General features: G+C 38.8%; 21 protein-coding genes and 1 other annotated feature. Of the genes, 9 read left to right on the top strand and 12 right to left on the bottom strand.

Annotation, left to right across the window (positions count from 1 at the left end):
- Window positions 1-60: 60 nt before the first annotated feature.
- Window positions 61-1,263 (top strand): NADH:flavin oxidoreductase, encoded by a 1,203-nt coding sequence (locus tag QT716_RS14765; protein WP_317936900.1) that lies wholly within the window; start codon window positions 61-63, stop codon window positions 1,261-1,263.
- 162 nt (window positions 1,264-1,425) lie between these two features.
- Here QT716_RS14765 and QT716_RS14770 read toward each other — a convergent pair whose 3' ends face one another.
- From QT716_RS14770 to QT716_RS14780, 3 genes are all read right to left on the bottom strand, one after another.
- Window positions 1,426-2,301, bottom strand: coding sequence for an MBL fold metallo-hydrolase (locus QT716_RS14770; RefSeq protein WP_317936902.1), 876 nt, complete (start codon window positions 2,299-2,301; stop codon window positions 1,426-1,428).
- On the bottom strand, window positions 2,289-3,719 hold the full coding sequence (gene nhaC, locus QT716_RS14775; protein ID WP_317936903.1) for a Na+/H+ antiporter NhaC: 1,431 nt from the start codon (window positions 3,717-3,719) through the stop codon (window positions 2,289-2,291). Before nhaC ends, QT716_RS14770 begins: the two co-directional genes overlap by 13 nt.
- Window positions 3,720-3,807: 88 nt before the next feature.
- Window positions 3,808-4,006 (bottom strand) — a binding site (T-box leader).
- 154 nt (window positions 4,007-4,160) lie between these two features.
- The gene (locus tag QT716_RS14780; RefSeq protein WP_317936904.1) at window positions 4,161-4,580 is read right to left on the bottom strand and encodes a DUF4181 domain-containing protein; all 420 of its coding nucleotides are present in this window, start codon (window positions 4,578-4,580) and stop codon (window positions 4,161-4,163) included.
- Window positions 4,581-5,025: 445 nt separating this feature from the next.
- On the opposite strand from QT716_RS14780, the gene QT716_RS14785 reads away from it, so the two are divergent.
- From QT716_RS14785 to QT716_RS14795, 3 genes are all read left to right on the top strand, one after another.
- Complete coding sequence (locus QT716_RS14785) at window positions 5,026-6,522, top strand: phytoene desaturase family protein (protein WP_317936906.1); 1,497 nt, start codon at window positions 5,026-5,028, stop codon at window positions 6,520-6,522.
- 65 nt (window positions 6,523-6,587) lie between these two features.
- Complete coding sequence (locus tag QT716_RS14790) at window positions 6,588-8,105, top strand: phytoene desaturase family protein (RefSeq protein ID WP_317936907.1); 1,518 nt, start codon at window positions 6,588-6,590, stop codon at window positions 8,103-8,105.
- An 87-nt stretch (window positions 8,106-8,192) separates the two neighbouring features.
- Complete coding sequence (locus QT716_RS14795; RefSeq protein ID WP_317936908.1) at window positions 8,193-9,311, top strand: glycosyltransferase family A protein; 1,119 nt, start codon at window positions 8,193-8,195, stop codon at window positions 9,309-9,311.
- Window positions 9,312-9,472: 161 nt separating this feature from the next.
- Here the strand turns inward: QT716_RS14795 and QT716_RS14800 are convergent, their stop codons facing one another.
- The 4 genes from QT716_RS14800 to QT716_RS14815 form a co-directional block, all read right to left on the bottom strand.
- Complete coding sequence (locus tag QT716_RS14800) at window positions 9,473-10,315, bottom strand: malate synthase (RefSeq protein WP_317936909.1); 843 nt, start codon at window positions 10,313-10,315, stop codon at window positions 9,473-9,475.
- A gap of 444 nt (window positions 10,316-10,759) precedes the next feature.
- Complete coding sequence (gene glmS / locus QT716_RS14805) at window positions 10,760-12,553, bottom strand: glutamine--fructose-6-phosphate transaminase (isomerizing) (RefSeq protein WP_317936910.1); 1,794 nt, start codon at window positions 12,551-12,553, stop codon at window positions 10,760-10,762.
- A gap of 530 nt (window positions 12,554-13,083) precedes the next feature.
- Entirely contained in the window at window positions 13,084-14,265 is a 1,182-nt protein-coding gene (locus tag QT716_RS14810) for an NAD(P)/FAD-dependent oxidoreductase (RefSeq protein WP_317936911.1), read from the bottom strand.
- 37 nt (window positions 14,266-14,302) lie between these two features.
- Window positions 14,303-14,752, bottom strand: a complete 450-nt coding sequence (locus QT716_RS14815; RefSeq protein WP_317936912.1) for a DUF1641 domain-containing protein — start codon at window positions 14,750-14,752, stop codon at window positions 14,303-14,305.
- Window positions 14,753-14,997: 245 nt separating this feature from the next.
- On the opposite strand from QT716_RS14815, the gene QT716_RS14820 reads away from it, so the two are divergent.
- The 3 genes from QT716_RS14820 to QT716_RS14830 all read left to right on the top strand — a co-directional run bounded on the left by QT716_RS14820 (window position 14,998) and on the right by QT716_RS14830 (window position 15,966).
- Complete coding sequence (locus tag QT716_RS14820) at window positions 14,998-15,153, top strand: DUF1540 domain-containing protein (protein WP_317936913.1); 156 nt, start codon at window positions 14,998-15,000, stop codon at window positions 15,151-15,153.
- A gap of 97 nt (window positions 15,154-15,250) precedes the next feature.
- Window positions 15,251-15,688, top strand: coding sequence for a hypothetical protein (locus QT716_RS14825; protein ID WP_317936914.1), 438 nt, complete (start codon window positions 15,251-15,253; stop codon window positions 15,686-15,688).
- Window positions 15,688-15,966, top strand: a complete 279-nt coding sequence (locus QT716_RS14830) for a DUF2653 family protein (RefSeq protein WP_317936915.1) — start codon at window positions 15,688-15,690, stop codon at window positions 15,964-15,966. Before QT716_RS14825 ends, QT716_RS14830 begins: the two co-directional genes overlap by 1 nt.
- Before the next feature lie 45 nt (window positions 15,967-16,011).
- Here QT716_RS14830 and QT716_RS14835 read toward each other — a convergent pair whose 3' ends face one another.
- The 4 genes from QT716_RS14835 to QT716_RS14850 all read right to left on the bottom strand — a co-directional run bounded on the left by QT716_RS14835 (window position 16,012) and on the right by QT716_RS14850 (window position 18,017).
- Complete coding sequence (locus QT716_RS14835; RefSeq protein ID WP_317936916.1) at window positions 16,012-16,614, bottom strand: superoxide dismutase family protein; 603 nt, start codon at window positions 16,612-16,614, stop codon at window positions 16,012-16,014.
- A 113-nt stretch (window positions 16,615-16,727) separates the two neighbouring features.
- Window positions 16,728-17,231 (bottom strand): antibiotic biosynthesis monooxygenase family protein, encoded by a 504-nt coding sequence (locus QT716_RS14840; protein ID WP_317936917.1) that lies wholly within the window; start codon window positions 17,229-17,231, stop codon window positions 16,728-16,730.
- Between the two features lie 89 nt (window positions 17,232-17,320).
- Entirely contained in the window at window positions 17,321-17,518 is a 198-nt protein-coding gene (locus QT716_RS14845) for a hypothetical protein (protein WP_317936918.1), read from the bottom strand.
- A gap of 196 nt (window positions 17,519-17,714) precedes the next feature.
- Window positions 17,715-18,017, bottom strand: a complete 303-nt coding sequence (locus QT716_RS14850) for a YunC family protein (protein WP_317936919.1) — start codon at window positions 18,015-18,017, stop codon at window positions 17,715-17,717.
- Between the two features lie 100 nt (window positions 18,018-18,117).
- Here QT716_RS14850 and QT716_RS14855 point away from each other — a divergent pair, with 100 nt between their 5' ends.
- Window positions 18,118-18,270 (top strand): hypothetical protein, encoded by a 153-nt coding sequence (locus tag QT716_RS14855; RefSeq protein WP_317936920.1) that lies wholly within the window; start codon window positions 18,118-18,120, stop codon window positions 18,268-18,270.
- 35 nt (window positions 18,271-18,305) lie between these two features.
- Here QT716_RS14855 and QT716_RS14860 read toward each other — a convergent pair whose 3' ends face one another.
- Complete coding sequence (locus QT716_RS14860; protein ID WP_317936921.1) at window positions 18,306-19,163, bottom strand: YitT family protein; 858 nt, start codon at window positions 19,161-19,163, stop codon at window positions 18,306-18,308.
- Window positions 19,164-19,501: 338 nt separating this feature from the next.
- Here QT716_RS14860 and QT716_RS14865 point away from each other — a divergent pair, with 338 nt between their 5' ends.
- A complete protein-coding gene (locus QT716_RS14865) occupies window positions 19,502-20,494 on the top strand; it encodes an LCP family protein (RefSeq protein WP_317936922.1) in 993 nt (330 codons plus the stop codon).
- Window positions 20,495-20,500: the final 6 nt, after the last annotated feature.

A 20,500-nucleotide genomic window follows, 5' to 3' on the forward strand; every position in this document is an offset into this window, starting at 1 on the left:
GACAGCATTAGAATGAAATATCGAAAAGCCCTTTTTACAGAGCAAAGTGTTGAGTCTTAATTGACGAAAACTGTTGAGTGTTATTTTTCAAAAACTGTTGAATCCTACTTGACGGTTACATCCGTATATACTGGCTATGTTTATCAAAACAAGGAAATAGAGGCGGTAACTGTGACTTCACATAGAAAACTATTCACACCATTTACATTAAATTCGTTAACGTTTCCTAATCGAGCTGCCGTAGCTCCGATGACACGGATCAGCGCCACCGATAAAGGAAACCCAACTGAAGAAATGGCATCCTATTATACGACTTTTGCAAAAGGAGGATTCGGATTAATCATTACTGAAGGGACCTACATTGACTCTGAATCTAGTCAAGCGTATGAGAATCAACCTGGAATGGCGACTGATGAACAAGCTAAAGGTTGGGAAAAGATTGCTCAATCTGTACATGAATATGGAAGCAAGATAATCATGCAACTGCAGCATGCAGGTGCACTTTCGCAAGCAAATCTTAAACATTCTGGGACTGTAGCTCCATCTGCCATTCAACCGAAAGGAGAGCAATTAGCTTTTTATAGAGGTACGGGATCCTTTGAAACACCTGGCGAACTTACAATCCATCAAATGGAAGATATTAAACATAATTTTGTTCACGCAGCTCTTCGCGCGAAATCAGCAGGTTTTGACGGTGTCGAATTGCATGGTGCAAATGGGTACTTATTAGATAACTTTCTAACAGATTATACAAATCAGAGAAATGATAAGTATGGCGGCTCGCTCGTAAATCGCTTACGATTCCTTATAGAAGTAATTGAGGACGTCAAAAAAGAAGTTGGGGAATTTGTTGTTGGAATACGGATATCCCAATCCAAAGGGAATGACTTCACCCATAAGTGGGCGGGCGGTGAAGAAGAAGCAAAATTTATTTTCAGCGAACTTTCCAAAACGGGTATAGACTATATCCATGTGACAGAATATGATGCAACGGCTCCTGCGTTTGCTCATAATACGATGTCTCTCGCAGCGCTCGCAAGAAAATTTAGTGACGTTCCGATTTTTGCAAATGGTCAATTAGGTGACCCTGAGAAAGCCATTGCAATCCTTGAAAAAAACGAAGCTGATTTAGTTACGATCGGTAAATTTGCACTTGCGAATCATGATTGGGTAAAAAAAGTACGAAATGACGAATCACTGGATGCTTTCCAACCTAGGGAAATCTTGCATCCCATTGCGGACTTAAAACCTTTCGAATACTAACTAAAACAACCAGTGGAATTCTACTGGTTGTTTTTATAGTTTATTAAGTTAATTTTTCATCTCAACGAATTTTCTATTCAAATTTCTATACCCGGATATGAATGTCTGCAGCACAGGATTTAATTCAAAATAAAAATGGAGTACCATTATCTGTATCCTAAATTACAAGTCAAACATCATTCCATCATCCGCAATGTGGAATCCATTCTCTTCGATTAACTTCCGCGCATCACTGCCTGGTTTAAACGCGGGATTGCTATGGTTAAAATGGGTGAAATATATTTCACACGTCTTAGAAATGGTCTTTAATCGTTCCATTGTATTCGTTATAAAAGGGTGCGGAATCTCACTTAGATCCCGATCGCTTCCCTCGATATCCGCCAAGTCACGTTCAGAAAAAAATGTCGCATCCAACAAACAAATATCTGCTTGCTTACAAACTTCGACGATGTCTAACTCCCATTCCTCCCAACTATCAATATCCGGTATATATAATGCCTTCTTATTTGGTCCAGTTATCCAAAATCCAAAGGTTTCAGAGAATTCATTTCTATGGGGTACTTCAACTGCTGTGACCTTCACACTTTCTTCCAGTTCAGTCGGGCATCCATTTTGGATTTCTTTCACATGAATATTTCCAAGGTCGGTTAACTGACGCCATGGTGCATGATTTTCCAAGACACGTTTCATAAGCGCTCCAGCAAATACCGGGACATTTTGCGTATCCATAGCTTCCCTGCCTAAATAGATAAGACCCGGGTAATGGCCTATATGGGCATGGGTAAGGAAAATACTCTCCATCACGCGACCTTCCAATCCATGTGCACGCTGAACCATGACGATTTGCTCTTTAAAATCTGGAGATGCATCGATCAAGTGCCATTGTTTTTCATCTGGCAAGACGACGGCGACTGAAGCAGCACGTCGTTTGAATGTGGGGTCCTCTATCGCCTTAGAACAATTATCACAATAACAATTTGGTTGTGGCAAACCTGCATCTTGGGCTGTACCCAAAACTTGCAAAATCACTTTGCCCATAACGGGATCTCTCCTTTTTCAGTGCTGACTTCAGGCTGAGCGTTGTAGGTTTTCTTTGTAATGGTCCACCCAGTAAATCCAAACAGAATATTAATCAATGGAACTAGAAACACAAAAAATGCATAGGGGATAAATTCACCTGGACTTATTCCGAATATGCCCGCTGCAAAAACTGCCGGAACACTCCAAGGAACTAGGTTAATCCCTACTGTTCCTGCTGATTCCACACATCGTGATAAGTTTTTCGTGTCAATCCCCATTTCTTTATACTTCGTAACAAATGTTCTAGAAGGCAATACGATTGCTAAAAATTGTGCACCACTAGCGAAAGCCACAACAAATGTCGAAAAAATCGTAGAACCTATCAAACTGCCTGTTGAATGGACACGTGTCATCATTTTTCTCGTCAGGATTTCAAACGAACCAGACTCTTCCAGTACACCGCCAAGTGCTGTCGCAATTACTAAAAGAGCGACTGTTCCTAGCATGGAGGTCATTCCGCCTCGGTTTAGCAATGAATCAATGGCAGCCACATCTGACTCCAAAGTAAAGCCATTTGTCATGACTTGAATAATGTGTGCAATAGGCATTCCCTGCACGAGTACAGCTACTGCTCCCCCAAGAACCCCCACTCCCGCAAGTGCTGGAATCGCCGGTACTTTCAGCATCATGAGTACAATTGTTAAGACAGGCAAAAGTAAAAGAAGTGGATGAATGATGAACACGTCCGTAAGCCCTGTCTTAATTCCTTCAATTACATCAGAATTTGTACTTCCAACACTGGAATAAGAATTACTGACAAACCAATACATGATAATAGCAACTACAAATGCAGGAATCGTATCCCATAGCATGTGTTTTATATGTGTAAACAGGTCTGTCTCCGCCATTGCTGGTGCAATGTTTGTCGTATCCGATAGCGGAGAGAGTTTATCGCCGAAAAACGCACCGGAGATCACAGCGCCCCCTACAAGGCCTGCTGGAAATCCGAGCCCCTCCCCAATTGCCATAAATGCTAATCCTACTGTCGCAATCGAAGTAAAAGAACTTCCAAGAGTGATCGATACAATCCCGGTTACCAAAGCCACAACCGGTATGAAAACCGAAGGATGGATTATGGACAATCCATAAAAAATAATAGTTGGAATCACACCACTTGCCATCCAAGATCCAACAATGATGCCAATCAACAATAAAATGAACACTGCAGGCAAGGCGCGACTCACGCCGTTAATCATCATTTTTTGAATAGCATCCCAATGAAATCCAGCTCCGCGAGCAACAAGAGCAGCTGCAAAAACGCCGATTAACAACGGCATGAGCATACCTGCCTTCCAAACAAATACAGACATCGATGCGGCTGCAATCAATGTCAAAATAGGAACGACCGCCAGCCAACCAGACATCTCTTTTTTCATATCCCCATCTCCCTTATTTTTTAAATGCAATTCCTTCATACCTAACTGCTTTCCAGAGAATATAAAAAAGCTCCCGCCCCTTCTAAAAAGAAGGGACGGAAGCTCCGTGGTACCACCCAAATTAGCAGAAAAATCCTGCTCACTCATTATTGATAACGGCCAAAACCGGACAATTGCGTGTCAGCTCCCTGTTTGTAATTCGTTTTGCACCTTGCTTGGTTCGCACCAGCCACCAAGTCTCTTTTGCCAAGATAACAAAACTACTTCGAACAGTTCATCACATTTTTTAATAGCATAAATTGTTTTAATAGAATTGTCAATCAGTATATCACATATCAAATACAATAAAACGACAGACAGCTTTTTTATTAAAATGCTGTCGGTCGTTTTAAAATAAACAACATGAGTTGACTTCTACCATAAATTTTTTTAATTGAGCTTTTAGATTAAAAATCCGAAAAACTTAGTAGTCAAGGTCACCATTGCAAGGCAGATGAAAAGCACCAATTGTATTAAAGTTACAATATACTCGTTTTTTTCTTCACTATAGCGCTTCTGCATAAATGCCCGAACCAGTTCAAGTATTACGTTCGTTATTAGCAGATAACTAAAGAAAATATAAAGCCAAAGATGTGGCTGATATTTTTCAGAAGTAATCATAATCGCGAGGAAAAATATACCAAACATAAAAATCGCTCGCAAAGTCCAGTCAATTTTTCGATGTTTATCATTCACGGATTTAACTACAAAAGCTACTTTTGAACTTACTTTTAACCATTTCCGCGTAATCTTTTCAATAATATAAAATACAACGAGTACGATGGCAATTATCAAAACAACTCCAGCTCCTGAAGAATTCATTTCAAATGTCACCTTCCTCTGTGATTTTCTACATTTTGACATGCATTAATATACTTCGACGAATCGGCAATATTGTAAGCTATAGCCTGGATACACTTTTTTTCTGTATTCAATCAGATTGTAACATAACTATTTCCTTTACCAAGCAATGGAAGTTCACCTATTCATCAACAAAATCCCACTCAACATACCCTTTGAAATTTACGAAATAGTATTAAGGGATGTGCTATAAGACACTTTAGACTTTTAAAGTGTTATACTAAATTTTCTAACTACTATATGTAAATAACTTAAACTCTGTAGAAGTTTTGTTTAAGACTTTTTAAGTAAGCTTTTAATTCATCAGCAGATTTCTCTTTAACGCTTTTCACTCACTAGTCAAAAACTAATAATTATCGTCAAAATTAAATCTGCACACGTTCAGCAGAAAAAGGAGATATGTAAATTGTCAAAACGAAAAACTGTATTAATTATAGGAGGCGGCCTTGGGGGCTTGTCTGCGGCAATCTCACTAGCTCAAAGCGGTTATGAAGTAACATTATATGAAAAAAACAAACACATTGGAGGTAAATTAAACCGACTTGAACAAGATGGTTTCGGTTTTGATCTTGGTCCTTCCATTTTAACTATGCCCAAAGTTTTCGAAAGATTATTTACTGGCAGCGGAAAGAAAATGAGTGATTACGTGCCAATCATAAAACTGAACCACCAATGGCGCTCGTTTTTCCCTAATGGCAACGTCATTGATCTTTTCGAGAACTTACAAGACATGGAGAATAAAAATCCATCCTTGACAAAAAAGGATATCCGTCAATTCAAAAGGTTGCTAGACTATTCAAAAAATCTTTATGAAACGATAGAAAAAGGATATTTCAACAAAGGACTTGACAGTACGAAAGAAATAGGAGAGTTTCACGGTGTTGCCAGTACGTTTAAAAACTTTGATTTGTTTTCAACCGTTCATCAGTCAATTGAAAAACGAATCAGTAACAAGCAATTTGCTGATATGTTGTCTTATTACAGTAAATACGTTGGTTCTTCACCTTACGATGCTCCTGCGTTACTGAATATGATGGTTTACATGCAGCAAAATCAGGGAGCATGGTATGTACCAGGTGGAATGCATCGACTGGCGGAAGGATTGGTCAAGCTTGCGAAAGAAATTGGTGTGACGTTTCATAATGGACAAGCTATCACTCGCCTAACTAAACAGAATGGTAAGATTACTGGCGCTGTCCTTGAAGACAGGACTAAATTATCTGCAGATTATTATATTGCTAACATGGAAGTCATCCCTGTTTACGAACAGCTTCTTCAAGAAGACAAAAAGTATGTGAATAAGTTGAAAAAGAAATTCGAACCTTCCAGTTCAGGACTAATCATGCATTTAGGGGTAAAGAAAATTTACCCGCAGCTAAGTCATCACAATTTCTTTTTCGCGAAAAATCAAAAACGTCAAATGAAAAAGATATTCCATCAGCACAAATTGCCCGATGATCCAGTCATTTATCTAGTCAATGTCAATAAAACGGATCCTTCACAGGCACCGATAGGTCATGAAAATATAAAAGTATTGCCCCATATTCCGCACATACAGGAAAAACCTTACACTCAAAAAGATTATGATGCATTTGCAGAGCGTGTACTGATCAAACTTGAAAATATGGGTTTAGAAGACTTACGTAAAAATATCGTAACACACGACATTTGGACCCCTGAAGACATTAAACAAACGTATTGGTCAGACCGAGGGGCAATTTACGGTACGCTTTCAGATAAAAAAATGAACAAAGGGTTTAAGCATCCTAAGCACAGTGAACTTTATGACAATCTCTATTTTGTAGGTGGAACTGTTAACCCTGGAGGCGGCATGCCAATGGTGACATTGAGTGGTCAGCAGGTCCGCGATAAAATCGTCTCAAGAGATCATACTCAATCTTAGAATCGGATTCAAAATAGTATATTCAATGATACGTGTTTGCATTTAATGAAATGAGGAGATTTTCGTTGAAAAAGAAGATTATTGTTATAGGTGCAGGGACAGCTGGTCTCGCCAGTGCAATTCGATTGCAGCACGCAGGCTATCAAGTTGACCTATATGAAAAAGAGTCGACCCCAGGCGGAAAGATGAATCGAATTGAAATGGACGGCTATCGTTTTGACTTGGGACCGACCCTTGTCATGATGCCAGATATATACAAAGAGGTCTTTATACATTGCGGGCGAAATCCCGATGATTATATTCCAATGGAAAAGCTCGATCCAATGTATCGAGTATATTTTAGCAACGACCCAACTCATCCGATTAATGTGTCCAGTGATCTAATTTCGTGGACTCAAACACTTGAATCTTTTAGTCCTGACGATGCTGCTGGTTTTTTAAGCTATTTGAGTGATATTTACAAAGGGTATACGGTAGCTATGGAAAATATTATCCAAAGACCATTTCGCAAAAAAAGTGACTTTTATAACCTCAGTATGTTAAAGAAAGGTATGAATATGAAAGTTAGTGGGAGTGCCAATCAGTTTTTAGGCAACTATATTAAAGATGAACGATTAAAGCAGATTATTAGTTTTCAAACACTTTATATAGGTATTTCTCCAATCAAAAGTCCTTCCTTTTACACAATGATTCCGATGATACAGTTCTTATACGGGATTTGGTTCATTAAAGGCGGTATGTATACGATGGCTACATCTATGGAACGGTTATTTAAAGAGCTTGGTGGAACGGTGCATTACAACAGTCCCATTGATGAAATTTTAATAGAAAATAAGCAAGCTATCGGCGTACGGATCGATAAAAGAAGAATTAGTGCTGACTATGTTGTGTGCAACGCAGATTTTCCTTATGCAATGAAACACCTAATTCAAGATAAACAAGCAAAAGGCAGGTATACAGATCGAAAAATTGACCATATGAACTATTCTTGTTCCACTATGGTGATGTATTTAGGGATGATCCGCAAATATGATGAAATCGAGCACATCCATAATTTTGTCTTTGATGTTGACTTAGAAAAAAACATGAATGACATTTTTGAAGGAAATAAGCTAACTAAAGCTTCATTTTATGTCTATATCGCATCTAAGATGGATGCCTCTCTAGCCCCAGCTGGCAAAGACGGATTGTATATTATGATGCCCGTATCAAATGTCGCTACTTCCAAGTATGAATGGGATGAGTATACAATTGCTGAATATCGAACTTATATTTTAAATACTTTAAAATCCATTAAAGGCTTTGAAAATATAGAGAATGAAATCGTTACGGAAAAGTGTTTTACCCCCTTAGATTTTGAATCTAAATTCAATGCTTTCAATGGAGCCGCTTTTGGTTTACTCCCTACATTATTGCAAAGCAGTCATTTGCGACCGCAAAGTAAAGCCAAAAATTGTTCTAATTTATATTTTAATGGAAGCAGCACCCATCCAGGGGCAGGAGTTCCAATTGTTTTAATGTCAGCGAAGATTGCTGCTCAAGAGTTAATTCAAGATGATCAAGGGATTCTATTTGGTTATTAACTATCGCACGAATGACCAACCAGGTTCTCAATCAAGTAATGAACTCTTTTTAATCATTTTTATATGCAGACATATGGGAGTGATGAAATGATGGTTACAGAAAGTATTAATCCATTGATTGTTTGCATCGCCTTAGTAGCCGGCCACCTTATGTTTTGGCAATTGCCCGTTCCAAAAACTCTTAAACGCCGTACTTTTCAGCTGCCTTTAGTTTCAATCATTATACCGGCCCGGAATGAAGCAAACCGAATCGAACCTCTATTGCGGTCATTGCAGCGCCAAAACCTGAAAAACTTTGAACTCATAGTAGTAGACGATGATTCTTCAGATGATACGGCAGCCATCGCAGCTGATTATGGAGCACATGTAATTACTGTATCTCCTGGTTCTTCAGGATCAGGCAAATCATTGGCCTGTTGGCGCGGTGCAGAACAGTCAACGGGTCAGTGGCTGTTGTTTTTAGATGCAGATACCTACTTGAGTAATGAAGACAGTCTGGAGAAACTGTTAGTTCTATATCATCAAAAGGGAGCAACTGGGATCTTATCACTTCAGCCATTTCATACAGTTCATCGTTTATATGAAAATTTGTCAGCTGTCTTTAATATTATTGTGATTGTGGGAATGAATATATTTACGGTTAAAAAAGATGCTTTTAAAACAGCAGGATCCTTTGGACCTTGTATAATGTGCGACCGAAGCGAATACTTTTCTACTGGCGGTCATGAAAAAATCCAAAGCGCCCTGATGGATGATTTAGCTCTTGGTAAGGAATTTCTCGATCATGATTTCGCAGTAAACTGTATGGGCGGCAAAGGCACTTTATCTTTTCGGATGTACCCAGAAGGTTTCAAGAGTATGGTCGATGGCTGGTGCAAGAGTTTTGCAATTGGATCTAAATCCACCCATCCAGTTGTCATGTTACTGGTGATTATCTGGATTACGGGAAGTTTTATCAGTGTGAGTGAACTTATCTCTTCCCTAAGTGGGACAGCTGTTTTACCTAAGGTGCTTAGCATAGGATTATATGTACTTTTTGCAATACAAACAGGCCGGCTTGCAAAAAGATGCGGAAATTTCAAATGGCCGATTTTTATTTTTTATCCTGTTTTATTTTTATTTTTCACTGGAATCTTCTTATACTCTTTGTTTCGCGTGTACATTTTACGCTCGGTCAATTGGAAAGACCGTAAAATTGATGTGTAACACTAATTCAATAACTTTTCTAAGAAACTGACTAAGTCCTTAAAAGTGAAAGGCATGTTTACGAATACGTAAACATGCCTTTTTTATCTTAATCAATGTTAACTCACTTTAAAATACTTAGTATGAAGACTTTAATACTTGGTACGTCATTCGTTACTATTTTAATGTGTCTTAAGTTCTCCGTTTGCCTCAGGAATCATTTCAATGTCCAGCGCATTCAAGTTACAAAAATACTCAAGAAACTTTTGAATTTCATTTTTTTGGTTTTCATCTATTTTAATAGCAATGATATCTTTTAAAATTTGAGCGGTCCATAGATTATCGAAGTAGCGGAATTTACCTGAATTCCAAGAAGTTTGATGAGGATTGCTCTTATTGATGTAATAGTTCCAGAAAAGCATTTGTTCAGCCTCTTGATCTGTAAGCTGGATTCTAAAATCCCTATGAGACGGTACCACCCCGTCGACACCGACATCGCCCGTAAATGTTTCATTTACCATATAGAGACCCCGAATTCGTCTTCTGGTTTCAGGCTGATCCACTTCTCTAACCGTAAGAAGAGCTGAACTGTTTGGTCGTAAACGGGCTACTCGATTAGGCAACCCTTTATTTTTGCCGCTTTGAATAGAACCTGTAGATGCATTCCAGTCTTCAAATATAGTTTGTTCTTCATCTTCATCCATCCAAAAAGCAATTTGTGAGCTTTCATGAATTTTAAAGTTTTTCATTTTTTCTCTAAGTTGTTGATCACGCAGATAATTCTCTTTTTCTTCCTTCAGCTTCGTTGCCATCATTTCTTCTTCTTTATCTTTCTTCAAAAAGACTTCTTCCAAATCTTTTGCGGCACTTTTATCATTCAGAGTAATAAAGTTCTTAAAAGCATCTGGGTAAACAAACTTCTTAACTTCTTTTTCAAATTCAATGGTTATAATCGTGTCTTCGTGTTCCACGATATTTCCTTCCCCAAAAACTTTATGGGTAATTTCCTCATTTACTAAGTTCACAATACCACTCTCCTCTTAATTACTATCTTAAAAAAATTCTTTTCATCACCTGCTTTAAAATTTTTATGAAGGACAAATTTATTCAAATAAAAAACGCACTCAATTCCTTTTGAGAAGAAGTTGCGTACGATTTAAATAATTTCCATAACGCTTAGTATAACTACATTCTATCACATATTCAGAAATTTCTCAAATCCACACTTGACAACCGCCCTTAGCTTATCGTAAAATGTATAGTTTTCAACTTTCATTCACAACAATCTAATCATAAAATGGAGTCATCTTAATAAAAGTCGTCATTCCATTTAAGGAATTTCGTCATATAATGAGTTACCTTTCTTGACTCTAGCCTTTTCAAAAGAACATTTTCACATACATGAACAAAACCACTTCGGATAATTTTATCCGAAGTGGTTTTGTAACGATATCGATTGTTTCTTTTATTTACTCCACCGTCACGCTTTTCGCCAAATTACGAGGCTTATCTACGTCACAGCCTCGCTGCAGAGATGCATAATAACTTAGCAGCTGAAGCGGTATAACTGTTACAAGCGGTGTCAATAAATCATGAACATGAGGCAATATAAGCTCGTCGCCTTGCTCACTATCCCCTTCCATCGAGATAATGCAGGCATGTGCACCGCGTGCAGTAACTTCCTTAACATTCCCACGTAAGTTAGGGCTGACACCTGGTTGAGTTGCGAGTGCGATGACCGGTGTACCTTCTTCGATCAATGCAATTGTGCCATGCTTGAGTTCCCCTCCAGCAAATCCTTCTGCCTGGATATAGGAAATCTCCTTCAACTTTAACGCTCCTTCTAGACTTACATAATAGTCGAGGTTCCGTCCAATGAAGAAGGCATTCCGTTTATCTGTCAAAAGCTCCAGAGCAATTTTTTCTATGTCCTTTTTTGCGTCCGTTAACGTTTGAATTGCATTCGCAGTAATTGCTAGTTCTTTTTTCAACTCAAGTTTTTGAGATCCTCCACCCAATGAAAAAGCAGTTATTGCGAGAACCGCGAGTTGAGCTGTGTATGCTTTTGTCGATGCAACTGCAATCTCCGGTCCTGCATGCAGCAAGAGCGTGTGATCTGCTTCACGAGAAAGCGTGGAGCCTGGAACATTTGTCATTGTAATTGATGGAAAACCGAGGGCCTTTATTTTTACAAGTACTTGGCGACTATCAGCTGTCTCGCCGGATTGCGTGATGAACAAAAACAGTGGCTTTTTCGAAAGAAGTGGCATATTGTATCCGAACTCACTGGAAATATGTACTTCTGCTGGCAAGCCCGCTAGTTTTTCAAAATACTCTTTACCGATTAACCCCGCATGGTAACTTGTACCTGCAGCTATAATATAAAGTCGATCAGCATGTTGAAATGCCTGCTTTATAAAAGGGTCAATATCTAACGTACCTTCTTCGTTACTATAAGCTTCTATAATCTTACGCATAGCCCCTGGCTGTTCATCAATTTCCTTCAACATATAATGGGGATAGGTACCCTTTTCAATATCACTCATATCAAGTTCAGCAGTATATGGATCGCGTTCAATTTTGTCACCATCGATGGTTTCAATCACAATACCATCTCTTCCAAGCAAAACGACTTCCCCATCATGCAGTTCGATGAATTGGTCAGTCACCTGGAGCATTGCCATAGCATCTGAAGCTACCACATTACACTCTGAGCTAACGCCAACCAACAGTGGGCTGCGATTTTTTGCAACAAAAATGGTATCTGGATCTTGATCATCTAACATAGCAATTGCATAAGACCCGTGTAATAAAGACAATGCTTTACGAAACGCTTCGTCAGTCACCATTCCAGTTAAAGAAAAGTGCTCGATTAGTTGGACAATAATTTCTGTGTCTGTATCGGATGTTAGCTGTACATCTTGCAAATAGTCTCGAGTCAATTTTTCATAGTTTTCAATTACTCCGTTATGGACTAGCGTAAAACGTCCAGATGCACTTTTATGTGGGTGTGAGTTTTTTTGATCCGGCACACCGTGTGTCGCCCACCGCGTATGACCGATTCCTACATGTGCATCAATCTCTTCTGTTATTGCCTTTCTTAACTCAGCAATTCGACCCTTTTCCTTGAACATCTTAACACCAGAAGATGTTTGGAATGCAATTCCCGCAGAATCATACCCTCTGTACTCAAGCTTTTCCAGCCCTTTCAATAGTATTTCTGTTGCTTGGTTCTTTCCGTTATATCCTACAATTCCGCACATAATTGTTCCTCCGCATCAGGCAGTCTGGAATCAGAATTGTTTAGGTTGGTCAGCAATCCTGTTTTCCAACTGACCGTATAATTTGTTTGATACCTGCAAAGATCCTCTTGTTTCACTAAGTTACCCTAGCGTTTTAGGAACTGCATGTGATCGGGTATCCACGATCAGGAGGCATCCGCCGAATGTTCGATGATCCTCCACCTCGTCTGCCGAAAATACTGTGCGATTTCTTCGGCGCTGGCGCTATAATTGTTTTTCCTGAATTTACGTGCTAACATTCCTGCCTTTCTGCACGGACTTAACCCATCATCATTAGTTACTATAGCGAAAAAAGTTTTCTACTGTCAACTAACGAATAGTTTTGAAAATATTTAAATTAGAAATAAACTTTGTGTATGCACTTTCTTTAATTGTGAAAGCTAAAAAAAGTTTGTGATTTCTTCATTCAATTATTATTTGCGAATTAAAAAAAGACTGCCCTGAGAATCAGTATTCACTGACCAACCAGACAGCCCTATTTGCTAGTCTTTTTAGTAAGCTAGACTAAATAGACCTTTAATATGTGTTAAGTAACGGACGTTACTCGCTTCTTTCATAATTGTAGCAGGCATCCCTTTTAGAGATGTGTTACTAGCACCAATTGATGCAACTGCATCTTTACGGCCAAGGCTTGCAAGAGTACCAGAATTGGTAGGGTTAAACACTTCCATGGACTTATCATTCATCATTGCAGAAAGGTTATATCCGACCAACTCTCCCATTTGCCAAGCATTCTGTGCAGTAGGTGCATAAGGTCGTCCGCCTTCTTCAGGGAATGCAACTGCGCTGTCCCCTACAACGAATACATCAGGATGTGACTTAGACTGTAAAAATTCGTTGACAGTAGCTCGTCCACGATCTACTTCTAAACCAGATTCTCCAACTAGGGGATTACCAGTTACTCCTCCAGTCCATACAAATGTATTTGCTGTAATGTTACGACCATCTTTTAGTGAAATCACATTACCTTCCACATTTGTAACAGGAAGTCCTATCAAGAACTCAACGCCACGCTTAGAAAGGCTTTCAGTAGCACGTTCGATTAAGTGATCTGGAAGAACTGGAAGAATCTTTGGACCAGCTTCAACTAGCATGATTTTCAAATCTGCAGGGTTTACACCATGCTCACGTGCCACTTTTGGCATGTGGTCAACGATTTCACCTACAAGCTCGACACCTGTAAGTCCGCCTCCACCGATCATGATTGTTGCATCCGCTTCATCATGTGAAGTTGCATACGCTTTAATGCGTTCAACAATATGTTTGTAGATTGCATTTGCTTCACTTGCTGATTTAAGTACCATACTGTTTTCTTCAAGACCTGGAATTCCGAAATAAGCTGTTTTGCTACCAAGCGCAACAACTAGTGCATCATAAGAAATTGTTTCGCCATTCGCTAAGTTGACTTTTTTCGTATTCACATCGAAGTTTTCAATTGTTTCAATCTTCAATTCGATCCCTTTACCTGAAAGAAGTTTTTCAAGTGGAAGTGCTACAGCACCTTCACTAATTGTTCCTCCAGCTAAGCGGTGTAGTTCTGTAATAATTTGGTGAGTAGGAGTTTGGTTGATAAGTGTGATTGTTGCATCACTTTCTGACAGGAAATTACGAGCATTTAGCGCTGCCAAAAGACCACCATAACCTGCTCCTAAAATAACGATATGTTTGGACATTGTCTAATCCCCTTCTACTAAGTATAGTTAGTCGAAATTATTTTGTGTGGTTGCGTTGTCCTGCAATTTCAAGGTAAGCATTTAAGAAACGGAAGATTCGTTGTGCTTCAGGGTCTTTGATCATTTTCATTAGACCGAACAAGCCGATAGTCTCTGTGTTTTTTGAAGCTAAATCTTTTGCTTCAATAACAGTTGCAGCCATATTTTTTGCAGAAGTCGTTACAGGTCCTGCGATTTCTTTCATAAATTCAGAAGTGTCATTTTTTAACGTTTCATCCGTTGCAACTGCTTTAGCAACATCGTATGATTTTGTCATCAAGTCAACAAGTTCTGTAAGCTGTGGAAGCTTTTCAACAAGTGCTGTCAAAGAATCTTGAACTTCTGGTTTGAGCAACTGATCTAAAATGTCTTGTTTTTGATCTGAAGGAAGATGTGTTTCTTGTGTTGCAACGTTTGCTGCTTCTTCAGGATTGAGCGGCGTAGTCATGTGCAAATCCCCTTTATAGTTTAATATGTTTTGTACAAAAAATAGGCATATCGTATACCGATTATATTACCACAAAGTGTGATTACTAGTCTATATGACGCATTCACCTATTCCAATTACCATCCGTCACTATACGCCTATTTCCATTAATCTTCAAGTATTTAGTTTGAGATTCAACTAAATTCGACATGATGTGTATAACCCGATTCAGCGAGTGCATCCTACTTCTAAAGGAGGTGTTGAAAATGGGACAACGAATCCGATGTGAAGTAAACAACTGTAAGTTTTGGGGAGAGGGAAACAAATGCCAAGCAGACGAAATTTATGTTGTTAGTAAAAAAGGATCTCATGCGAAATCGAGTGATGAAACAGATTGTAAAACATTTGTGCCGCAAATTTAAGATAGGACAAACTAATTTAACTTTGAACTAACCTATTGTACAATGATGATGAGGATCTTTTCTAGATCCAACATTTCATCGGAGGTTTTGTTAGTTCATGAAAAAAATTGCTGCAGCCTTTTTGGCACTCTCGCTCATTTTCTCACCGATAGGATCGTTTGTTTTTAATGATCATACGATATCGGCAGAAGCAAAAGGCTACAAATCAGGTAAAAGAGGATTTACCCCAAACCAAAATAATTTTAACAAACCCGCAGTTGATAAAAAGAAAGATAACTCATCCTATTCTAAAGACAAAGGAACACAAGCTGCTAAACCTAAATCCGGCGGGTTAATGAAAGGGTTAATGTTAGGTGGTCTTGCAGGGATTCTATTTGGAAGCCTGTTTGCAAACATGGGCATTCTTGGTTCACTTCTGGGATTGCTTGTTAACGTGTTTGCGATCATCGCGGTAATTGGAATTGTGCGAATGGTTTTCCAATACTTCAAGAAAAAGAAACAAGACAAAGATGACATGCATCGGTGGCAGAACTAATGATTGAAGAACAAGATATCGTTAATGCTATTTGCCTTTTTCAAGCAAAAAACAAATCAGTCCTTCCTGAACAAGTCGAAGTTGAACTCTGTTATGAAGACGATGAGGGATTTTTTGCTGAAGTCTTTGTGAACAACGACAAAATCATCATGAACACATTTGATATGACTCAAGCATTACGCATGTGGATTGAAGAACAGCTCCACCGCGACCCATATGCTACTGGTATTAAGTTGTTACTCGATGATGAGCAAGGTATAATCGCTGCACTAGTCTAACTTTAAAAACCGGACAGCCAAATCTAGCTGTCCGGTTTTATATTTTTATTTTATCACTCCACACGCAATTCGATCGCCCGAGTCTCCTGATGGCTGTGTTTTTCCATCATCTTCACCTGCATGTATCACAAGTGCTGTACCTGAATCTTTAAGTAATGAATTCATCTCGTCTTTTTTCAATGTTACATTGTTCGCAGTGAATTCATCCTCTACGGTACCATCTGACTTGACTTCTAAATTTGGCAAATCCCCCGCATGTGGACCATCTTCCATTTCGAGACCATGTTTCGTATCTTCAGGATTAAAATGTCCGCCTGCAGATTTGAAATCCGGCGCTTCACAAACACCGGTTTCGTGAAAGTGGAATCCGTGTTTCCCCTCTGGGAGCCCTTCAGCTTTCACCTTAACGTTAACCCCGTCACCCAGCTCTTCTAACTCCGCTGTTCCTACTGTTTTACCTTCAGTATCTTTCATGTCGACCAATACTGTAAATGATTCCGGCTGCATTTCATTTCCAGGTTCAGAGATTTCATTGGTCTTTTCCACATCTTCTCCAGTAGATGATTGATCTTTTTTTTCATCGGAACCACATGCTGCAAGACCGAGCATTAGCGCTAAAGATGGTAATAGCGCAACTTTTTTATTCATCGAATCCCTCCTTGGATGTACTACTGTTCTCTTTCACTAGCTTGTTACTTTTAAACATTTTCAATGCAAAAAACCGATTTCTCATGATTTGAGAAATCGGCAGTGTTGTTCACTTAATTTACTTTCTTATACGTCGTAACAAAAGATGGACGTGAAAAGATATTTGGCTTTTTATCAATACCCTCATCAGTTCCACGTTTTTTGTGTGCATTTTCATAGCTCTGAGAGTTTTGCCATGCTTTAAAGGACGTCTCGTCTTCCCAAATCGTCAAAATTACGTACGTATCGTTTTCTAAAGGACGCAATACACGGATTGCACCAAACCCGTCATTATCTTCAATTTGTCTTGCCCGATTCATAAAACGATTTTCGAATATTTCACGGCCTTCAGGAGTAACTGGGATATTATTGAAGACTGCATACCCCCCATTACTAATTTCTCCGGATGCGTCAAGAACTGTATAAGAATCTGCCTCACCAAATCCCGCAGATCCATCGTTCTCTTGAATAAGAACAGCTTCGTTGCCAAGTTCCATAAGAACAATTTTTTCAGACGCTAAGTTTACTTTAATTGCTTTTAGTTCCGCTAGGTCACCATACGTTACGTGAATATTCATTTCCTGTCCCCTATCCAACTGAATGTAAGTATCCAAATAAAGAGCAAAACCGGCAGAATCACCTGCCGGTTACATTCAGATTGTTGTTGTTAATGCCATACGCGCCTTCTGCGATCATTCATCGTGATGATTGCGGATGAGGCCGCCAAAATCGTAATAACCAGTAGCCCAATAAGTAGCCCATCAGAAAAACTTTGAGATATAGTACTTCCAATAATAGCTATTACTCCGACGCCACAAAGTATTGCTGCGATAATGATTTTTTTCATAGCACTCACCTTTCCCATGCTCACTAATGATTCGATACGGGCTGCATGGCGATTATGTAGTTAATGAGATTGTTTCTCATTCTCATTCTAAAACAACATTCTAAGAATCGCAACAATAACCCGTGATATTCAACAACTTTATCAAGATTTTGTGTCAAAAAAACAAGAAATTCGCAGTAAGCGAATTTCCTGTCTCAGGTAAAAACTTAACTTATTAAATCATCTTTAATAATGCTTGTTCTCCTGTCATTCCTGCTTTAATCCCTTTCTCTTCTGCCTCAAAAGTAACTGATTCTAACGGAGCTGCAAGTAACTCTTCGATCGTTTTAACACCTGTTGCACGCCCAGCAACGATACATCGATCCGATAGTAGCCGATTTAACAAACCAACATCCAGTGCTCCACACATTATATAACCAATTTCATTTGAAACTGTTAGCAACGTAGTTTTGGGTAATGAAACCGATACAGCCGTAAAATGCTGACCTTCAATTTGAACTGAAGTTACAGTTACCAACTTTTCCCCTCCCCTCCTTCTATAAGTATGGTGAACCGCTACATCAGGTGACTAAAAGTACTTCTTCACACACATACTTTTTGTAAAGGGAGGTTGTAAAATGACAAAGCGTAATATTGATGGAGAAATCACTAAAAAAAGTCCATCACTTCCAGGTCGTGAGGAATTTTCGGCTGAATATTCCACTTACCGTGACAGAAGAGAAGCTATGAAAGAACTTTTCAGAAAATCTGAAGAGAAAAAAAGAAAGTAACAAAAACACCCTGTTGACTGCAGGGTGTTTTATACTTAGGTTATCGTTTGTCCTTCTCGTCGGAAGAAGCCAAATATACCGACCGTCTGAACAATGTTTGCAAATGCGTTAGGATCCACTTCGCTAATTATTTTTTCTAAATCATATAGTTCATAGCGCGTAATGACTAGGTACATCATATTTTTTTCTTCTTTCGTATACCCGCCTTTTGCTGGAATAATCGTTATTCCCCGTACCATTTTATCGTGTATGGCAGCTTGCAGTTCATCTGCTTTCAATGTCACAATCATCGCTGTTACTTTCTCATGACGCGTATGGATTGTATCGATTACGGCGGTTGAAACATAAAGTGCTACCATTGTATACAAAGCATTTTCAGGTTCATATAAGAAACCTGCTGCAACAATGATAATTCCATTTAACAATAAAAAGTATGTTCCAATAGGTTTGTCTTGTAAACGTGACAAAACCATGGCAACAATATCCATGCCTCCTGTGGAAGCACCCAGTTTTAATGATATTCCGACACCTACGCCACCTATCACACCGCCGAAAACAGCATTTAGGATAATGTCATCAGATAGGGACATGACAGGAAGAATGCTCATAAAAATTGTAGTAAAGATAACTGAAACGATACTATAAATTGTAAACCCTTTACCGACCTTAAACCATCCAAGAATAAAGACCGGCACGTTTAACACTAAGAGTAAGACCCCTGTTGAGACCGTAATTCCGGCAAAGTCTTCAAGAACACTTGATAATAATTGTGCAATCCCTGCGAAGCCACTTGCATAAACATTTGCATTTATTAAGAATAAGTTCAATGAAACTGCTAATAAGATGGCCCCTAAAATAACAGTAATTATTCGTTTAGCTTCGATGAAAAACATTTTACATCTCCTTTCAATTTTGCATACGTATTTTTAAATGAATGAGAAAAACAAAAAAGTCCTGTCTGGCTTTGAAGACAAGGACAGTCCATTGCACATTTCATGAAAAAGTGCATTATATATCTATTCCTTCGCTATTATAACTATCTTACCCTTACGATGCAATTGCAATCCTGTCGTTTACTTATGTAAGTTTAATATTGCATAAATAAGAAATACATCGTATGCTACATTAGTTAGAGGCAAATCAAAATTCCAGAAAACATTTCTTTAAGAAATGCGTCCTACTTTAAGCAGCACACCGCACACATGCGGAACCAACAACAGGTGGTGGCAATATGAAACGTTCTGAACGCAGAACTCATAAAAAGAAGAAAAAAATATGGATCACTCTTCTCATTTTATTTATATTAATCGGTGGCGCGACGTTTTTTTGGTATACCCAATTCAGAGCTGGTCAATCGCTGGCTGGTGAAAAACCCGATACAAATGAAAAAGATATATTTAATGCTCCAGAACCTCAATATGGAGAAATCAATATTTTATTGTTAGGTTCAGATGCTCGTCCTGATGAAAATGATGGCAGATCAGATTCATTAATGATTGCGCATTATAACCAAGACACAAAGGAATTAAAAACCGTTTCTGTCATGCGTGATATCTACGTGGATATCCCTGGACATGGAAAACATAAAATGAACGCCGCTTATTCAATTGGCGGCCCAGAGCTAGTTCGACAGACAATCAAAGAAAACTTTGGTATAGATATTCACTATTATGCAGAAATTAACTTTGATGGCTTTCCTAAAATGGTTGATGTTGTTGCTCCAGACGGCATCGAAGTCGATATACCATATAAAATGTCCCACGGTATCAATATGACACTCGAGCCTGGTGTCCAACGTCTTCATGGTAAAGAATTGCTCGGTTATGTAAGATTCCGTCATGATAGTAAAAGTGACTTCGGACGTGTTGAGCGCCAACAAGAAGCACTTGCTAAACTGAAAGAAGAAGCTGTAAGTTTGCATAGTTTTCTCAGCCTTCCGAAACTGCTAGGGATGGCAGACAGCTACGTATATACGAATCTGGACAAGAAGACAATGCTTTCAATTGGCAAAGGTTTGCTCGACAATAAAGACGCAGGCATTCAGTCCATGCGAATTCCAATCGACGGATCATTTAATGAAGATCAGCGGATACCGGGAGTTGGTCAGGTGCTCACAATAGATTTTGAAGAAAATGCACAAGCTTTAAATGATTTTTTGTCTTCAGATTCAACTAAAAGTGTTGAAGACACTGAGGAAAGTCCTCAAGATCCAATTATAGAATAACGAAAA

This window comes from Sporosarcina aquimarina (assembly GCF_033253705.1).
Classification (GTDB): domain Bacteria; phylum Bacillota; class Bacilli; order Bacillales_A; family Planococcaceae; genus Sporosarcina; species Sporosarcina aquimarina.